Raw genomic sequence first — 16,209 nt, forward strand, 5'->3', positions numbered from 1 at the left:
GGGTGGGAGACTCCGGGCGCGGGGGAGTGCTCCGGCTCCAGGACGTCGCCCGAGGGCTCCTCGCCGGGTAGGGCGAGCCGGATGACGAGCGCGCAGGCCAGGCAGGTCGCCGCGTCGACCACGAACAGCCAGCGCAGATTCGAGCGGCCGACGACGTCCGCGACCAGGCCCGCACCCAGGTTGCCGACCGCGAGGGCGGTGGTGAGCAGGGAGTACGCCGCGGCGCGGCCGACGGGCGCGACCGCGTCGGCGATCATCGCCTGGCTCGGGGGCTCGTAGAGCTCGAAGGCGAGCCCGAGCAGGATCGCGCTCGCCGTGGCCGCGGCCAGGTCTGGCGAGGCCGCGATCCCGATCTGCGCCGCCGCGCAGCCGACCAGCCCGATCAGGATCGTGCGACGCCTCCCGAGCCGGTCCGCCAGCCGCCCGCCGAGCAGCCTGCTCGGGATCGTGGCGAGCCCGAACGCCGCCGACACCGCGCCCGCCGCGACCAGACTCGCGCCGAGCTCCTGGTTCAGCAGCACGGTCAGGAACGCCAGCGAGAACGCGCCGAGCTGGTTGATCGCCCGCGCCGCGATCAGGAGGCGGACATGCCGTGGCAGCTTCACGGCACGGAGGTTAGCTGTCGCCTCCGACGTTCCTGGGCGGCCTTAGCTGTATCTGGGATCGACCGCTGCTCGCCGAGCGCCCTGGCCGGTGGTGTGAGCGTGCCGTGGCAGCTTCACGGCACGGAGGTTAGCTGTCGCCTCCGACGTTCCTGGGCGGCCTTAGCCGTATCTGGGATCGACCGCTCGCTGTTCGCCGAGTGCTTGGGCCGGTGGTGTGAGCGTGCCGTGGCGGCTTCACGGCGCCGAGGCTAGCCGCTGCCTCCGACGTTCCTGGGCGACTGCAGCCGCATCGGGGATCGTCTGCTATTCGCCGAGTGCTTGGGCCGGCGGCGTGAACATGTGTAGCCGCTCGATCAGGTCGGCGGGCTCGCCGGCCCAGCCCATCGCGGCCATCTCCTCGTGCGTCCGGCGGCCGGAGAGCATCCTCGCCAGGTCGAACTCGCTCGTCTCCAGCGTGGCGACCGGCTCGCCGACCCCGACGACCGCGTCGTCGGTCGGCGTTACGAGGCGGACGGCCGGGGCGAGCTGTGCCTTGCGCCAGCCGCGCGCGAACATGTCGGTGATCATCGCGCTGACCACCTCGGTCGTCTGGTCCTTGCGGGCCTGCGGCATGCCTAGGGCGTTGCGTACGTCCTGCTCGTGGTTCCATGCGTCGAAGGCCATCAGGTTGTAGCGGTAGCCCTTCTCCCCGGCGAGCCGCGCGTCCATCTCGGGGCCGCGGTCGGCCCACTCCGCGCACAGCTGCGCGATCCCGCGGCCGGCCCGCTCGCCGACCTGGCGCGCCGTGTCGGCGTCCGTGGCGCGGCCGGCCTGCGTGCCGTCGAGCACCTCGGTGCAGACCCCGGCCAGGTGCGCGTACGTGTCCCGCACCGTCCACGCCGGGCACGCGGGCACCGGCGTCGCCAACTGCTCCTCGCTCAGCCCGTCGGCGAGCTCGATCATGCGCGCGCGGACCGCGCGGTAACACTCAGCGGCATCCATGCCGCGAGAGTAGCCTACTCAGGAGTAACTTACGAGGGGTCGGGCTGCTCCGTCAGCGCGGTCCTGAGCCGTTCCGGGTTCGTCCCCGGCCTGCACGCGAGTCTGCTCATCTGCGTCGCCCTTCTGGCGGTGACGGCTGTCGCCACACTCGCCCTGCCGAAGGTACGGTGAGCAGATGCCCCAGCCCTATGGCGACTACCAGCACGAGATCTACTTCAACGCCCTGCAGGGCGTCCTCCCGGAACTGCCGATGGCGTACGCGGAGCTCGAAGAACGCGCGCGGGCCGCGCTCGCGCCGTCGGTCTGGTCGTATGTCGCCGGAGGGGCCGGGGACGAGGCGACGCAGCGGGCCAACGTGGAGGCGTTCGCCCGCTGGGGGCTGATCCCGCGCATGCTCGTCGGGGCGAAGCAGCGCGACCTGTCGGTGGAGCTGTTCGGGCGCAGATATCCGAGCCCGCTGATGCTCGCCCCGATCGGCGTGCTCGGGCTGTGCTGCGCCGACGGGCACGGCGACCTGGCCGCGGCGCGGGCCGCGGCGCAGCTGGACGTGCCGATGATCGCCTCGACCCTCTCCGTGGACCCGCTCGAGGACGTCGCGCGGGAACTCGGCGAGGGCCCCGGTTTCTTCCAGCTCTACACGCCCACCGACCGCGAACTCGCCGAGAGCCTCGTGCGCCGCGCCGAGCAGGCCGGGTACCGCGGCATCGTCGTCACGCTGGACACCTGGGTTCCCGGCTGGCGGCCGCGCGACCTGAGCACCGGCAACTTCCCCCAGCTGCGCGGGCACTGCCTGGCCAACTACTTCACCGACCCGGTCTTCCGCTCCCGGCTGGCCCAGCCGCCGGAGCAGAACCCGGGTGGCGCGATCCTGCACTGGGCCGGCGTCTTCGGAAACCCGCTGACCTGGGAGGACCTTCCCTGGCTCAGGTCCCTGACGAAGCTGCCGCTGATCCTCAAGGGCCTGTGCCACCCGGACGACGTGCGCCGGGCCAAGGACGCGGGCGTGGACGGCGTCTACTGCTCGAACCACGGCGGACGGCAGGCGAACGGCGGCCTGCCCGCCCTCGACGCGCTGCCCGGCGTCGTCGAGGCGGCCGACGGCCTGCCGGTGATCTTCGATTCGGGCGTGCGCTCCGGCGCCGACGCGGTCAAGGCCCTGGCGCTCGGGGCGACGGCCGTCGCGATCGGCCGCCCCTACGTCTACGGCCTCGCGCTCGGCGGCACCGCAGGGCTCGTACACGTGCTGCGCAGCCTGCTCGCCGAGGCCGACCTGATCATGGCCGTGGACGGATACCCGACGCTGGACGCGCTGACCCCGGAGACCCTGCGCAGAGTCTCCGGGGTCAGCGGCTGATCGGGGCCGGACTCGGGATGATCCGGGCCGGACTCGGGCTGATCGGCCCGGTCGGGGCGGATCAGGAGGTGGCGATCGCCGGGTCGCTGGTGCTCGGCCGGCCGTTCTCCACATGGCCGGCGAAGCGGCGCAGGTAGCCGGAGTCGGTCGACGCCGTCACCGACACGTCGTACCAGCCGTTGGCCCGGTTGGTGCGCACGGTCTGCTCGGCGGCGCCGCCCGCGCGGACCCGGAACGAGCCGTGGCCGCCCGCGTTGCCGTACGCGTCGGCCAGCGTCACCTCGACCGAGGTCTCGCCGTGGTTGACGAAGCTCAGCAGCACCTCGCCCTGGCCGCCGCCGAGGTGGCGGGCCGTCACGTCCAGGCCGGCCGACGCCGCGGAGCCGTTGGCCTCGCGCAGGAAGCCGTTCGGGCCGTGCACCTCGAAGGCGTACCCGGCCGAGGCGGCCCAGGTGCCCGCCAGCTTCTTGCCGGCCGAGACCGTGTAGTCCCACGGGCCCGACTGGTCGACCGAGGACACGACGTGGAAGACGGCGCCGACCGAGCCGAGGTTGGCGAAGTCCAGCTCGACCTGGCCGGCCGTCACCTTCGCGTCGGCGGCCAGGTTGTAGGGCAGCGGGCGGGCCAGGCGCAGGCCCGGCTCCTGCACCGGCATGCTCTGGTCGGTCGGCACGGCCGGCACGTAGCTCGCGTGCCGGTTGCGGTCGGCCGGGACGTACGCCGAGGTGCTCGGCAGGCCCTTCGGCTCGCAGCCCTCCTTCGAGAAGTCGAAGGCCGAGGTCAGGTCGCCGCAGACGGTGCGCCGCCAGTCGGAGACGTTCGGCTCGCTCACGCCGAAGCGCTTCTCGATGAAGCGGATGATCGAGGTGTGGTCGAACACCTCGGAGTTCACGTAGCCGCCGGTGCTCCACGGGGAGACGACCAGCATCGGCACGCGCGGGCCGAGGCCGTAGGGGCCAGCGGTGAACTCGCTGTTCCCGGCGAACAGGTCCAGGCTCACGTCCACCGTCGAGGCGCCCTTGGCCGCGGAGGTCGGCGGCACCGGCGGGACTACGTGGTCGAAGAAGCCGTCGTTCTCGTCGAAGGTGATGAAGAGCGCGGTCTTGCTCCACACGTCCGGGTCGGCGGTCAGCGCCTCGAGGACCTGCGCGATGTACCAGGCGCCGTAGTTGGCCGGCCAGTTCGGGTGCTCGCAGAACGCCTCGGGCGCGACGATGTAGGACACCTGGGGCAGGTTGCCGGACCGCACGTCGGCCTTGAGGATGTCGAAGTAGTCGAGCGTACCGGTGGACTCGGTGTCGGTGCCGGTCTTCGCCTTGTCGGCCAGCGGGGTGCCCGCGGCGGCGTTCTGGTACTGGTGGAAGTACAGCAGCGAGTTGTCGCCGTAGTTGCCGATGTACGCGTCCGAGGTCCAGCCCCAGTAGCCGTCGGCGGTCAGGCCGGTGCCGACGTCCTGGTAGACCTTCCAGGACACGCCGGCCGCCTCGAGGCGCTCCGGGTAGGTGGACCAGTCGTAGCCCGCCTCGGCGTTGTCCAGCACCGGGCCGCCGCCCTGGCCGTCGTTGCCGACGTAGCCGGTCCACATGTAGTAGCGGTTCGGGTCGGTCGGGCCCATCATCGAGCAGTGGTAGGCGTCGCAGACGGTGAACGCGTCGGCCAGCGCGTAGTGGAACGGGATGTCGTCCCGGTCCAGGTACGCCATGGTCGTGGTGCCCTTCGCGGCGATCCACTGGTTCCAGGCGCCGCCGTTCCACGCCTCGTGCGTGCTGTTCCAGTCGTGCGCGAGGTCCTCGAGGAACTGCAGGCCGAGGTCCTTGGCGGTCGGGTGGAACGGCAGCAGGGTGCCGGTGCCGTTCGGCTGGTGGAAGACCGACTGGCCAGAGGGCTGGGTGACCGGGCGCGGGTCGCCGTAGCCGCGCACGCCGCGCAACGTCCCGAAGTAGTGGTCGAAGGACCGGTTCTCCTGCATCAGGACGACGATGTGCTCGACGTCCTTGATCGTGCCGGTGGTCCGGGTCGCCGGGATCGAGGCGGCCTTGGCGATGGAGGTGGACAGGATGGACGCGGCCGCGGCTCCTCCGGACAGCTGGATGAAGCGGCGGCGGTTGGTGTTGACGGCCATGGAGGGCGCGGGCCTTTCGGGCGACGGGACTGGGCGGGCACCAGTCTGCTTCCCGACACCGTCTCAGGGGGCGGCCCCGCAGGGAAGCCCGGACGAAGAATCCCGGAAACCTGTATGAACAAGTAAGGCCCGGCCAGCGCAGGGTGACCGCGGGGTCACCCGCCGGGTTCCGGCCTGGAGACTGTCAAGATCCCGTCTGCTGTCGGCAAAATGGTTTCACTTCACAGCGCCCGCCCGGCCCCCTCGTCCGAGCTAGCCCGTATGTTGATGCGGCACGGCTGCGGAGGGTAGCGGCACGTGCATATGCATCATGCGAGGCCAGCGGCGACATGCCGGGACCGCCCACCGCCGCACTGTGCCGCATGGTTCGTATATTCGTTCGGAGTATGTCATCGGCACTCCGGCCCACCTGCCCGAATATGGGTGCTGACGTCAAGAGGGGGGCTGGAAAAACAGCGGGAACGCGGCATAATCCCAAGCAGTTCCGTGGCGGCGTTCGGGCCTTGATCAAGGCCGGGCGCCGCGGAGGGCACGGACGGTGGGCAGGAAACCTGGTGGGGTTTCCGCCGCGGCAGCGGGAAGGAAAGGGGCCTTTTTCATGGCGATATCGACGATGGCCGCATCCGGCGGGAAGCTCGCGATCCAGCTGCCCGGCGGACGGGACGGACGCGATCCCGAGCGGGCGATCAAGCGCGGGCCGAGCCGGCTTCCGCGCGAGCTGATCCTGGCCACGCAGCGCGACCGGCTCTACGACGGCCTGGTGCGCACGGTCGCCGAGCACGGCTACGCGAACGCCACGGTGACCGAGATCTGCCGGGCCGCGGGCGTGACCAGGCCGGCCTTCTACGAGCACTTCGACGGCAAGGAGGCGGCCTTCCTCGCGGCGTACACGCAGGGCACCGACATGCTGCTCGGCGTGCTGGAGAAGGAATACCGCGAGGGGTCCGACGACTGGTACTCGGCGGTCTGGCGGCACCTGGAGCGGCTGCTGGAGATCCTGGCGGGCACGCCCGCGTTCGCTGAGGCGGCGATCGTCGAGATCGAGATGGTCGGCCCGGAGGCGCGGCGCAAGCGCGCCGAGCTGCTGCACCGGTTCCGCGGCTTCTTCTCCGGCGCTCCCGAGCTGCCCAAGGAGGTCAACCGGATGACGGTCATCGACACCGTCATCGGCGGTGTCTACACAGCGGTATACCAGCGTGTGGTGGTCGGCCGGGCGGCCGAACTGCCGGGGTTGCTTCCCTCGCTGGCGTACTACGTCCTGACGCCCTTCGGGCTCGCCCTGCCGCCGAAGACGGGGCCGGCCCCGGCGGGCGGCGTCCGGTACCCGCGCGCGGCGCCGGCCTCCTCGATGCCGCTGTTCCTCACCCCCGACCAGGCCTGAGGCAGGCGCTGCGGCCCGCACCCGGTGGTACGATCGACCGCATGCGCACCGCGATCCAGCTCCGCAGCTGGTGGCGTCCCTAGCCGGGCGGCACCAGACTTCCGCGCATCTCCGAATATCCGCGGCCGCCCGACCTCCGGGCGGCCGTTTCGCGTTCCTCCGCGTCGCAGCCCGTCCGGGCCCGGCAAGAACCCGTGACCAGCACCCTGCGACGAAGGAGAACCACCGTGGCCCGCCGACTGACCGGCTTCACCCCCTCCGGCGACCTGCACCTCGGCAACCTGATCGGTGCCATCCGCCCGATCGTCGACGCCCAGCGGCTCGCCGCCGACCCGGCCGACACCGTCATCTTCGTCTCCGACCTGCACGCCCTCACCCTCGAACACGACCCCGCCGCCGTCCGGCGGCGCACCGTCGAGTTCGCGCAACTGCTGCTCGCCTCGGGCACCGACCCGGACCGCTGCGTCTTCCTGGTCCAATCGCACGTGCCCCAGCACGCCGAGGTGCACTACCTGCTGGAATGCGTCACCGGCTACGGCGAGGCGCAGCGGATGATCCAGTTCAAGGAGAAGTCGGAGAGGCAGCGGCACGTGCGCATGTCGCTGCTCACGTACCCGATCCTGATGGCCGGCGACATCCTGCTCTACGACACCGACGAGGTTCCGGTGGGAGAGGACCAGAAGCAGCACGTCGAACTCGCCCGCGACATCGCCGCGCGCTTCAACTCGCGCTACGGCGAGACCTTCACCCTGCCGCGCGCCGTCAACCCGCCGGTCGCCGCCCGGCTGCGGGACCTCGCGTCACCCGAGGCCAAGATGAGCAAGTCCAGCGCGAGCGCCGCCGGCGTGCTGCTCCTGCTCGACGACGAGGCCACCCTGCGCCGCAAGGTGATGCGCGCCGTCACCGACACCGAGAACGCCGTGCGCTACGAGCCCGACACACAGCCCGGGGTTTCCAACCTGCTCGACATCCTCGCCGCGTGCACCGGCGGCGACCCGCGCGAGCTGTCCGGCCACTTCGACCGCTACGGCGAACTCAAGACGGCCGTAGCCGACGCCGTCGTCGCCACCCTCGCCCCGATCCGCAAGCGCTACGACGAACTCGACGCGCACGCCGATCACGTCACCGCCGTCCTGCGCCGCGGCTCCGCGCGGGCCCGCGAGCTGGCAGGCGCCAAGGTGAGCGCCGTGAAGGAAGCGCTCGGACTGCTCGAACCTTGATTCCGTCCGGACACTGTTCACGTCGGCGACGCGTGCCGGCCAGCTGGACGGCACCGCTCCTGAGGAGTATCCGTTATGTAAGGACTCTGCCGCATACTACCCACGGAGTTTACCCATGCGCTTGAGCCTGCGATCCGCCCTGCCCGCCGCCGTCCTCGGCGTGGCCGGCATGGTCACCGCATTCGTCATGGTCCCCGGCGGCCACACCGCCGCGACGGCCAAGCTCGCCGCGTCCTCGATCCCGACCTACAGCCACGTCGTGATCGTCATGGAGGAGAACCACTCCTACAGCGACATCATCGGCAACAGCAGCGCCCCGTACATGAACACCCTGGCCGACGGCGGCGCCCTGATGACGTCGTCGTACGCCGTCACCCACCCGAGCGAGCCGAACTACATGGCCCTGTTCGCCGGCAGCACCTTCGGCCTGAGCTCGGACAAGTGCCCGGTCAGCGAGGGCAGCACCGCCAACCTCGGCTCCGAGCTGCTGGCGGCCGGCTACACGTTCAAGGGCTACTCGGAGGGCCTGCCCTCGACCGGCTCGACGACCTGCACCTCCGGCGAGTACGCCCGCAAGCACTCGCCGTGGATCAACTTCAGCAACGTCCCGGGCTCGGACTCGCTGCCGTTCTCCTCGTTCCCGGCCTCGTCGAGCTACTCGAGCCTGCCGACCGTGTCCTTCGTCATCCCGAACCTCGAGGACGACATGCACGACGGCACCATCGCCGCGGCCGACACCTGGCTGAAGAGCAACCTCTCGGCATACGCCACGTGGGCCAAGAGCAACAACAGCCTGCTGATCGTCACCTGGGACGAGGACGACTACACCGAGAACAACCAGGTCCCGACGATCTTCTACGGCGCCGACGTGACCACCGGTACGTACGACGAGACCGTCAACCACTACAACGTGCTCGCGACGCTCGAGACGATGTACGGCCTGAGCGAGGCCGGCAACAGCTCGGGTGCCACCACGATCACCGACATCTGGGGCTGAGCGCCGGACGACCGGCCTGTGGAATCGAGTGCTGAGATAACCCTCGCAAAGTGATCACGGATCGCCTCCGCCCCTTCCGCCCCCTGCTGCGGATCGGCGCGTCGGCGGCGGCGATCGCGTGCGCGGCGGCGGCAGGCCTGGCCGTCGCCGCGCACGCCTCCGACCCCGCCCGGCACGTCCTCGACCTGGCCCAGCCGCCAGGCAGCTGCGGCGCGCCCCCGGGCGGCCTCCACGCGGGCCCGGTGACCTTCCAGGTCACCGACGACTCCCACGACTACGTGAACGTGTACGTCATCGACGACGGCGAGCGCGACAAGGTCTACGCCGAGATCCAGGACCTGGCCCCGCACGCGACCCTCGCCCTGGACACAGACCTCGGCGCCGGCATCTACGCCGTCCGCTGCGTCTTCAGCGACGGAAAGATCGGCACGTCCGCCGCCATCAGCGTCACCGGCACCACGGATGCCGCCGTCCCCGGCTACCGCGCGATGCCGGACCTCGACCTGCAGGCCCCGGTCCACGAATACACCAGATGGGTCGAGTCCCAGCTCCCGAAGCTCCTCGCCGACAGCCGCACGCTGGACGCCGACGTGGCCCGCGGCGACCTGGCGGAAGCCAAACAGGCGTGGCTCACCGCCCACCTCGACTACGAGCGCCTGGGCGCCGCCTACAACGCCTTCGGCGACTTCGACGGGGAGCTGGACGGCATGGCCGGCGGCCTGCCCCGCGGCGTGACCGACGGCAGCTGGACCGGCTTCTTCGCCATCGAATACGCCCTCTGGCACGATCAGGCGCCGGCGAAGGTCCGCGCCCTCACCAAGTCCCTCGTCGCCTCCGTGGCCGCGCTGCAGCAGGACTTCCCCAGCGAGGAGATCGACCCCGGCGACCTCTCGCTGCGGGCCCACGAGATCCTCGAGAACGCCCTGCAGTTCCAGCTCACCGGCATCGCCGACTACGGCAGCGGCACGGTGCTCGCCACCGTCGAGGCGAATACCGAGGGCACAGCGGAGTTGCTGAGCGTCCTCGCGCCCCTCATCACCCGCTCCGACCCGCAGCTCCTGACGTCGGCGAGGCAGGGCCTGGCGGCACTCCAGCACGTCCTCGCGGCGGACGTGGACGCCAGGGGGACGTGGCGCCCCGTATCAGCCCTCGACAGCGCCCAGCGGCAGCGCCTCGACGCCGACCTGGGCCAGGTGCTCGAGACCCTGTCCGGAGTCCCGGCGCTGCTCTACCCGAGAACCGGCGCGTAGCAGGGAAACGGCTGCGTGGCAGCGCCCGAATCTCTACGATCGGTCTATGGACCTCGAAACCGCTCAGCGCATCGAACGCCTCGAAGCCCAGGTGGCCATGCTCATCCACCACCTGGGCCTGAACGGACGCGAGGAATTCCTGCCGCCGCCCCCGTACCTCCCGCCGCCCGGAGCCCCGACGGCGTTCGAGCCGCAGGACGCGGTGGTGGGCATGGGCACGGGTATGGGCAGCATGCCGAGGGACCCGCGGCTGCCCCCCGCGTTCTTCGAGGCGATGGCCGCCAACAAGAAGATCCAGGCCATCAAGATCTACCGAGAGAACACCGGCGTCGGGCTCAAGGAAGCCAAGGACTACGTCGACTCGCTCGACCCGAACTACCGGAAGCGGCGATAGGCGCGATTCCGCGGAGTATGGACCTGATCTGCCAAAGCGCCTACCATCAGGACCATGACTTCGGGGGAAGACTTGGTGCTGATCGCACTCGTGCCGCGTAGCGGGAGGATACGGGAGGCGGATCGGCTCAAGTACGCCCTGCGCGCTTCGGTTCTCGTCGACCTGGCGCTCGCGCACCGAATCACGATGAACGCCAACAGGATCAAGGTGCTCGACGCGGCGAGGACCGGGGACGGCCGGCTGGACAGCGCCCTTGCCTCGCTCAGCGCGAACAGCGCACCCACGCTGGGCAGCTGGATCAAAGACACCCCGGCAGGCTTCGGGATGGTCAACAGGTACCTGTCGATCCTGGCTGATCAAGGCGTGCTCCATCTCGAACGCCACCGCGGCCGGCTGGCGGCACCCATGCTCGCCACGCTGCTGGATCCGGCGCGGCGCGATGCCGCCGTGGCCCGGATCAACCGCGTCGCCCGCGGCCGTGAGAGCGACGATGCAGATCGCGCGCTCGCCGGGCTTATCCACGCCTGCGGCCTGGACCGGCACCTCTACAGGTTCTCGCCGTTGGCGCGCATGCGGATCTCCCGGCTTCGCAGTTACCAGGAGGTCGCCGACTCCGCGGCTTCCAGTGCCGCCGTCGAGGAAGCCGCCGTGGCGCAGATCGTTGCCCAGGCGGTTTCCGACGGGATCGCACAACTGACCGCGGAGTTGGGGAAGCTGCTGCGATACGAGTATCGGATCGAGCACACGGGTGCGATCGACCACCACGGGACGTCGCCGAGCCACCACGGCGGATATGGGGACTCGGGTTCGGGACATCACCACGGTCACTGACCGAGCCTCGCAAAGGGCTCAGCCGCCGCACGCCTCTATGGCGCGGTCCAGGTCGATGTCGAGCAGGCCGGCGTCCTTGAGGCCGTTCAGGGTGGGCAGCAGCTCCGGGTCGGCCAGAGCGCCGGCCGCCTCGAAGTAGAGCCTGCCGACGGACAGCTGCGGCAGCACCCGCTGGAGGACCGGGAGCACGCGGGCGTCCTTGCGGCGGGCGAGCGCGTAGGCGGCCTCGGCGGCGGTGTTGTCGTCCGCGTCGAACAGCAGGCGGGCCAGGGCGTCGCGCAGCTCCGGGGTGTCGTTCTCGCGCACGCCGAGGGCGAAGGCGGCCCAGTCGCGCACGTCGGAGTCCTCGTCGCGGAGCATGGCGGTGAGCACGTCGACGGCCCGCTGCGGCAGCGGGTCGATGCCGACCGGGATGCCGCGGGCCACCTGCCAGCGCACGACCGCGTCCTCGTCCGCGGCGAAGCGCAGGAGCGGCTCGAGCACCCGCGCGTCGTCGACGATGCAGGCCAGCGCGTTGGCGGCGGCGCGGCGCAGCTTCAGCCCGGCCCGGGCTGCGCCCTCCAGCGGCACCGCGTCCGCGGCCTCGATCAGCGGCTGCACGTGCCAGTCGAAGCGGTGCGCCTGCACGGCGAGCAGGTCGAACCCGAGCGCCCGCACCGACTCGTCGTCCTCGGCCCAGAACGCCTGCGCGAGACCGAGCCGGTTCGCCGTCGAGTCGAGCGCCGCGAAGACCTCCTCCATCTGATCGAAGTGCGCCTCGCTGGACTGCTCGTCGTCCTCGTCGTAGTCGAGCAGCCTGGCCAGCAGGTCGGGCGGAAGCGGGAGCGTGGACATGTGCCCCAGTGTGGCACCGAGATCGCCACCGCGGCGACGCGGCCGCGGCCGCTGTTAATCCATTGGCCTGGTCCGCCGACGTCGGCGTACGGTGACGGCCATGACAACCGCCCCGCCGACGTGCGATTTCACCGAAGTCGTGCTCCGCACCGAGCGGCTGATCCTGCGCCCGTGGACGGAGGCGGACATCGACGCGATCGCCGCCGCGTGCCAGGATCCGCTGATCCAGTCCTACGTGCCGGTACCGGTGCCCTACGAGCGCGAGCACGCCGAGCACTACGTCCGCGAGAGCTCGCCGCGGGGTCGGGCGGCCGGCACGGACGTCGTGTTCGGGGTCTTCCTCGCCGCGACCGGAGAGCCGGTCGCGGCCGTGGGCCTGCACCGGATCGCGGGGCTGGGCAGCGCGTGCGGCGGCGAGGGGGAGATCGGCTACTGGACGGCGCCGGGGGCGCGCGGCCGCGGGTACATGACCGAGGCGGTGCGCGGGGTGTGCCGCTGGGCCTTCGCGGAGCTCGGGCTCGCCCGCGTCGAGTGGCGGGCGGTCGCCGGAAACACGGCCTCGTGGCGCGTCGTCGAGAAGGCCGGCTTCGTCCGGGAGGGCACGCTGCGCGCCTTCCTGGTTCATCGCGGAGTGCGCAAGGACGCCTGGATCGGCTCCCTGCTGCGCGCCGAGTGGGGACTCGAAGGAACCGAGTGAATCCGGGGGACTCAGGGGGAAACTCTCCCGTCTGCGCACTTCAGAGGCGTTCCGGGTAGATCGCGGTCCGGTGAGGCAAAGTTCACCGAAAGTTTTTGGATTTCGGTGCGCCGACAACGCCCATTTCGCAGCGGCGTCGTTCACGATGTGCCAATGACCGGTTCAATGCGGGTGCTCTCGATCTACGAGGGCTTCTTCAGCGGCGGCGCGCGCATCCTGCACACGGATGTGCTCTCCGGCCTGCACGGGCGCCGCGGTCAGCAGCACAGCCTGCTGAGCATTCACAGCGAAGTGCGCCGCGAGGCGACCTACCAGCCGATGCACGAGGACGCGTGCTACCGGCGGTTGACGGCCCAGGGCCTCGCGGTGGACACGCTGGGGCGCGGCGCCGACGAGCGCACGCCCTACACCGCCGGCGAGATCGAGCGGCTCTCCGCCCTCGCCGCGCAGACGGACGTGATCCTCACCCTCAAGGAGCAGCCTCTGGGCCTGGTCAACCGGGCCGACCTGCACGGTCGGCCGGTGATCACGTGCCTGCACCGCTCCGATCCGGAGAACCAGGGGCCGGCCTTCGAGGAGCTGCGCCGGGCGGCCTTCGGCGGGCAGCTGGCCGCCGCGGTCTGCTGCGCGGAGTCCACCCGCGACGCGTACGCGGCGGCGGGCGTTCCGGAGGAGCTGCTGCACGTCATCCCCAACGGGGTGGACCTGCGGCGGTTCAAGCCCAGCCGCCGCGGCCGGGCCGTGGTGCGCGCCTCGCTGGGCATCCCGGCCGAGGCGCCCGTCGTGGTCTTCGCCGCCCGGTACGACCGGATGAAGAACGTCCCGCTCTTCCTGGCCGCCGCGCGCGAGTTCCTCGACCTGCGGCCGGACGCGCACGTGATGCTCTGCGGCGCCGGGATGACCCCGGCCAACCAGGGGCTGCTCGCGGACCTCGCCGCGCTCGGGCTGGCCGCGGAGCGCGGCCGGGTGCACCTGCTCGGGGTGCGCGGCGACCCGGAGGCGATCTACGCGGCGGCCGACGTGGTCGCGCTCACCTCCGCGTTCGGCGAGGCGGCCCCGCTGTGCCTGATCGAGGGCATGCTCTGCGGCGCGGTCCCGGTGGCCACGGACGTCGGCGACTGCGCCTCGATCGTCGCCGGGCACGGCCTGATCGCCGAGCCGGAGCCCGCCGCGCTGGCGCACGCCTGGATCGAGGCGCTCGGCCAGCACGCCCACTTCTTCCAGGCGATGACCCGCAACCGCTACAAGTTCAGCAGAACCCGGATGATCATGGCGTACGGCTCGCTGATCCGGAAGACGCACCGCAAGTCCGTCCGGGTGCTGATTCCGGCCGGCGCGGCGGCGGGTAAGGGTTCGGTGACGCTCACCGCGGCTTCACTGACCGTACCGCCGCCCGTGGCGCTGGAGCCGTTCCGGGTGGCGTAGGCTGCCCGGAAATCTTCAGCCACGGGGGTTGAGGGCACAGCGGACTGCGGAAGGTCGCCAGCGGTGAGTCAGGACGTCACATTGCTCGATGGCCTGCTGCCCGACCGGGTCCGCTGGGCCCAGGCGGTCATCCCCGAAGCGCCCGCGGGCGGCGCGGCCCCGGACGCCGGATACCCCGAGACCATAGAGGCCGGGCTCTTCCCGGAGGAGCGCGAGCACATCGCCCGGGCGGTGGCAAAGCGCCGGGTCGAGTTCGCCGCGGTACGCCGCTGCGCCCGGCGCGCCCTGCAGGAGCTCGGCTACCCCCCGGTGCCGATCCTGCCGGGCGAGCAGCGCGAGCCGCAGTGGCCCGAGGGCGTCGTGGGCAGCATGACGCACTGCGCGGGCTACTGCGCGGCGGCGGTGGCCCGCGCGGACGAGATCGCCGCGCTGGGCATCGACGCCGAGGTGCACGCGCCGCTGCCCGAGGGCGTGCTCGACCTGGTCTCGCTCGCCGCGGAGCGGGAGCGGCTGGCCGCGCTCGCCGAGGGCGTGCCGAACGCGGTGCACTGGGACCGGGTGCTGTTCAGCGCCAAGGAGTCGGTGTACAAGGCGTGGTTCCCGCTCACCCGCCGCTGGCTCGGCTTCGAGGAGGCCGACATCGAGCTGCGGCTCGACGGAACCTTCGAGGCCAGGCTGCTCACCGGGGACGCCGGGGCCCCGCGCGGCTTCGCCGGCCGCTGGGCGGTGTCCGCCGGCCTCATCGCGACGGCGGTCGGCGAGGTGGTCTGATGGTCGGCGAGATCCGTTCTAGACTCGACGCGGCCAACCCCGTGCGACGAATCAGCCAGATCCGACGAGGAGTCTCGCATCAGTACTCGGACCGCCTCTGCCCGTCCAGCCCGCCGGCCCGTACGGCGCCGCCGCACCGCGACCGCGACCGGTCTGCTGCTCAGCTGCGTGCTGGCGACCGCCGCCTGCGCGAGCGCGAAGACCGCTCCGCACCCGGCGACCTCGGCCGGCACCTCCGCCGAGTCCAGTTCGGCGGCGGCGCAGTCCTCCAGCGCTAGCGCCCAGTCCTCCTCGGCCTCGGCCCCGGCGTCGACGGCGGCTCTGAGCCCGGTGCAGCTCGCCGGGCAGCGGGTGATCTACTCCTTCAGCGGCACGACCGTGCCCTCCAGCCTCCTCACGCTGGTGCGCGAGGGGGAGGTCGGCGGCGTGATCTTCTTCGCGGACAACATCACCAGCGTCTCCCAGCTGGACGCGGACGCGAAGGAGCTCGACGCCGCGCAGCAGGAGAGCCCCGTGCACCTGCCGCTGCTGCTGATGACCGACCAGGAGGGCGGCGAGGTCCGGCGCATCGCCGACGGCAACCCCACCCAGTCCGAGTTCAGCATCGGCGAGTCCGCGAACCCGGCCGCCGCGGCCGCCGCCGCGGGCACCGGCGCCGCGCAGACGCTCTCCGACGCGGGCCTGAACGTCAACCTGGCGCCGGTCCTCGACGTGTACGCGGTGCCCGGCGACTTCATCGACTCGGCGCAGCGCTCGTACAGCAACGACCCGCAGATCGTCTCCACCGCGGGCGCCGCGTTCATCACGGCCCAGCAGCAGGGCGGCGTGGCGGCGACCGCGAAGCACTTCCCGGGCCTCGGCACCGCCTCGACCAACGAGGACACGGACAACGTGCCGGTCACCCTGAACCAGCCGCTCAGCCAGCTGCGCTCGGTGGACGAGCTGCCGTACCGCGCCGCGATCTCGGTCGGCGTCGACCTGATCATGGTCTCCTGGGCCGTGTACCCGGCCCTGGACGGGAACCGCCCGGCGGGCCTGTCGTCCACGATCGTGCAGGGCGAGCTGCGCCAGCGGCTCGGCTACACCGGTGTGACGATCACCGACGCGCTCGAGGCGGGCGCCCTGAAGGCCTACGGCGGCGCCGGCCAGCGCGCGGTGGACGCGGCGTCCGCGGGCATGGACCTGCTGCTGTGCTCCTCGGGCAGCGTCTCGCAGGGCGAGGAGGCCACCAAGGCGCTCGCGGCCGCGCTGCAGGGCGGCCAGCTGACCGCTTCGTCGTTCGACGCGGCCGTCTCCCGGGTCGACGCGCTGCGCTCGAAGCTGGCTTGACATGGCCGCATAATCACA

The 16,209-nt window shown here is 71.5% G+C and carries 15 protein-coding genes; 11 read left to right on the forward strand and 4 right to left on the reverse strand.

Going from position 1 to position 16,209, the window contains the following annotated elements; all coding sequences use genetic code 11:
• A partial coding sequence (locus KDK95_RS15535) for an MFS transporter (RefSeq protein ID WP_212518877.1) occupies positions 1 to 605 on the reverse strand: 605 nt, incomplete at its 3' end.
• Between the two features lie 303 nt (positions 606 to 908).
• On the reverse strand, positions 909 to 1,586 hold the full coding sequence (locus tag KDK95_RS15540) for a maleylpyruvate isomerase family mycothiol-dependent enzyme (RefSeq protein WP_212518878.1): 678 nt from the start codon (positions 1,584 to 1,586) through the stop codon (positions 909 to 911).
• Between the two features lie 175 nt (positions 1,587 to 1,761).
• On the opposite strand from KDK95_RS15540, the gene KDK95_RS15545 reads away from it, so the two are divergent.
• Positions 1,762 to 2,940 carry an alpha-hydroxy-acid oxidizing protein gene (locus KDK95_RS15545; protein ID WP_212518879.1) on the forward strand — a complete coding sequence of 393 codons (1,179 nt, stop codon included), beginning with the start codon at positions 1,762 to 1,764 and terminating at the stop codon, positions 2,938 to 2,940.
• Between the two features lie 61 nt (positions 2,941 to 3,001).
• Here KDK95_RS15545 and KDK95_RS15550 read toward each other — a convergent pair whose 3' ends face one another.
• Positions 3,002 to 5,062: a phosphocholine-specific phospholipase C gene (locus KDK95_RS15550; protein ID WP_212518880.1), complete on the reverse strand. Its 2,061-nt coding sequence runs from the start codon at positions 5,060 to 5,062 to the stop codon at positions 3,002 to 3,004.
• 598 nt (positions 5,063 to 5,660) lie between these two features.
• On the opposite strand from KDK95_RS15550, the gene KDK95_RS15555 reads away from it, so the two are divergent.
• From KDK95_RS15555 to KDK95_RS15580, 6 genes are all read left to right on the forward strand, one after another.
• Positions 5,661 to 6,443 carry a TetR/AcrR family transcriptional regulator gene (locus KDK95_RS15555; RefSeq protein WP_212518881.1) on the forward strand — a complete coding sequence of 261 codons (783 nt, stop codon included), beginning with the start codon at positions 5,661 to 5,663 and terminating at the stop codon, positions 6,441 to 6,443.
• Between the two features lie 227 nt (positions 6,444 to 6,670).
• The gene (gene trpS, locus KDK95_RS15560) at positions 6,671 to 7,663 is read left to right on the forward strand and encodes a tryptophan--tRNA ligase (protein ID WP_212518882.1); all 993 of its coding nucleotides are present in this window, start codon (positions 6,671 to 6,673) and stop codon (positions 7,661 to 7,663) included.
• 115 nt (positions 7,664 to 7,778) lie between these two features.
• A complete protein-coding gene (locus tag KDK95_RS15565; protein ID WP_212518883.1) occupies positions 7,779 to 8,660 on the forward strand; it encodes an alkaline phosphatase family protein in 882 nt (293 codons plus the stop codon).
• A gap of 50 nt (positions 8,661 to 8,710) precedes the next feature.
• Entirely contained in the window at positions 8,711 to 9,910 is a 1,200-nt protein-coding gene (locus tag KDK95_RS37715; RefSeq protein ID WP_212518884.1) for an EfeM/EfeO family lipoprotein, read from the forward strand.
• Positions 9,911 to 9,956: 46 nt separating this feature from the next.
• Positions 9,957 to 10,304: a ribosomal protein L7/L12 gene (locus KDK95_RS15575; protein ID WP_212518885.1), complete on the forward strand. Its 348-nt coding sequence runs from the start codon at positions 9,957 to 9,959 to the stop codon at positions 10,302 to 10,304.
• A 54-nt stretch (positions 10,305 to 10,358) separates the two neighbouring features.
• Entirely contained in the window at positions 10,359 to 11,135 is a 777-nt protein-coding gene (locus tag KDK95_RS15580) for a GOLPH3/VPS74 family protein (RefSeq protein WP_212518886.1), read from the forward strand.
• Positions 11,136 to 11,153: 18 nt separating this feature from the next.
• Here KDK95_RS15580 and KDK95_RS15585 read toward each other — a convergent pair whose 3' ends face one another.
• Complete coding sequence (locus KDK95_RS15585) at positions 11,154 to 11,969, reverse strand: HEAT repeat domain-containing protein (protein ID WP_212518887.1); 816 nt, start codon at positions 11,967 to 11,969, stop codon at positions 11,154 to 11,156.
• 100 nt (positions 11,970 to 12,069) lie between these two features.
• On the opposite strand from KDK95_RS15585, the gene KDK95_RS15590 reads away from it, so the two are divergent.
• The 4 genes from KDK95_RS15590 to KDK95_RS15605 all read left to right on the forward strand — a co-directional run bounded on the left by KDK95_RS15590 (position 12,070) and on the right by KDK95_RS15605 (position 16,191).
• Positions 12,070 to 12,666, forward strand: a complete 597-nt coding sequence (locus KDK95_RS15590; protein WP_212518888.1) for a GNAT family N-acetyltransferase — start codon at positions 12,070 to 12,072, stop codon at positions 12,664 to 12,666.
• Between the two features lie 153 nt (positions 12,667 to 12,819).
• The gene (locus tag KDK95_RS15595) at positions 12,820 to 14,091 is read left to right on the forward strand and encodes a glycosyltransferase (protein WP_212518889.1); all 1,272 of its coding nucleotides are present in this window, start codon (positions 12,820 to 12,822) and stop codon (positions 14,089 to 14,091) included.
• Positions 14,092 to 14,172: 81 nt separating this feature from the next.
• Positions 14,173 to 14,862 (forward strand): 4'-phosphopantetheinyl transferase family protein, encoded by a 690-nt coding sequence (locus KDK95_RS15600; RefSeq protein WP_249161365.1) that lies wholly within the window; start codon positions 14,173 to 14,175, stop codon positions 14,860 to 14,862.
• Positions 14,863 to 15,030: 168 nt separating this feature from the next.
• The gene (locus KDK95_RS15605) at positions 15,031 to 16,191 is read left to right on the forward strand and encodes a glycoside hydrolase family 3 N-terminal domain-containing protein (protein ID WP_212518890.1); all 1,161 of its coding nucleotides are present in this window, start codon (positions 15,031 to 15,033) and stop codon (positions 16,189 to 16,191) included.
• Positions 16,192 to 16,209: the final 18 nt, after the last annotated feature.

The organism is Actinospica acidithermotolerans (assembly GCF_018139625.1).
Classification (GTDB): Bacteria; Actinomycetota; Actinomycetes; order Streptomycetales; family Catenulisporaceae; genus Actinospica; species Actinospica acidithermotolerans.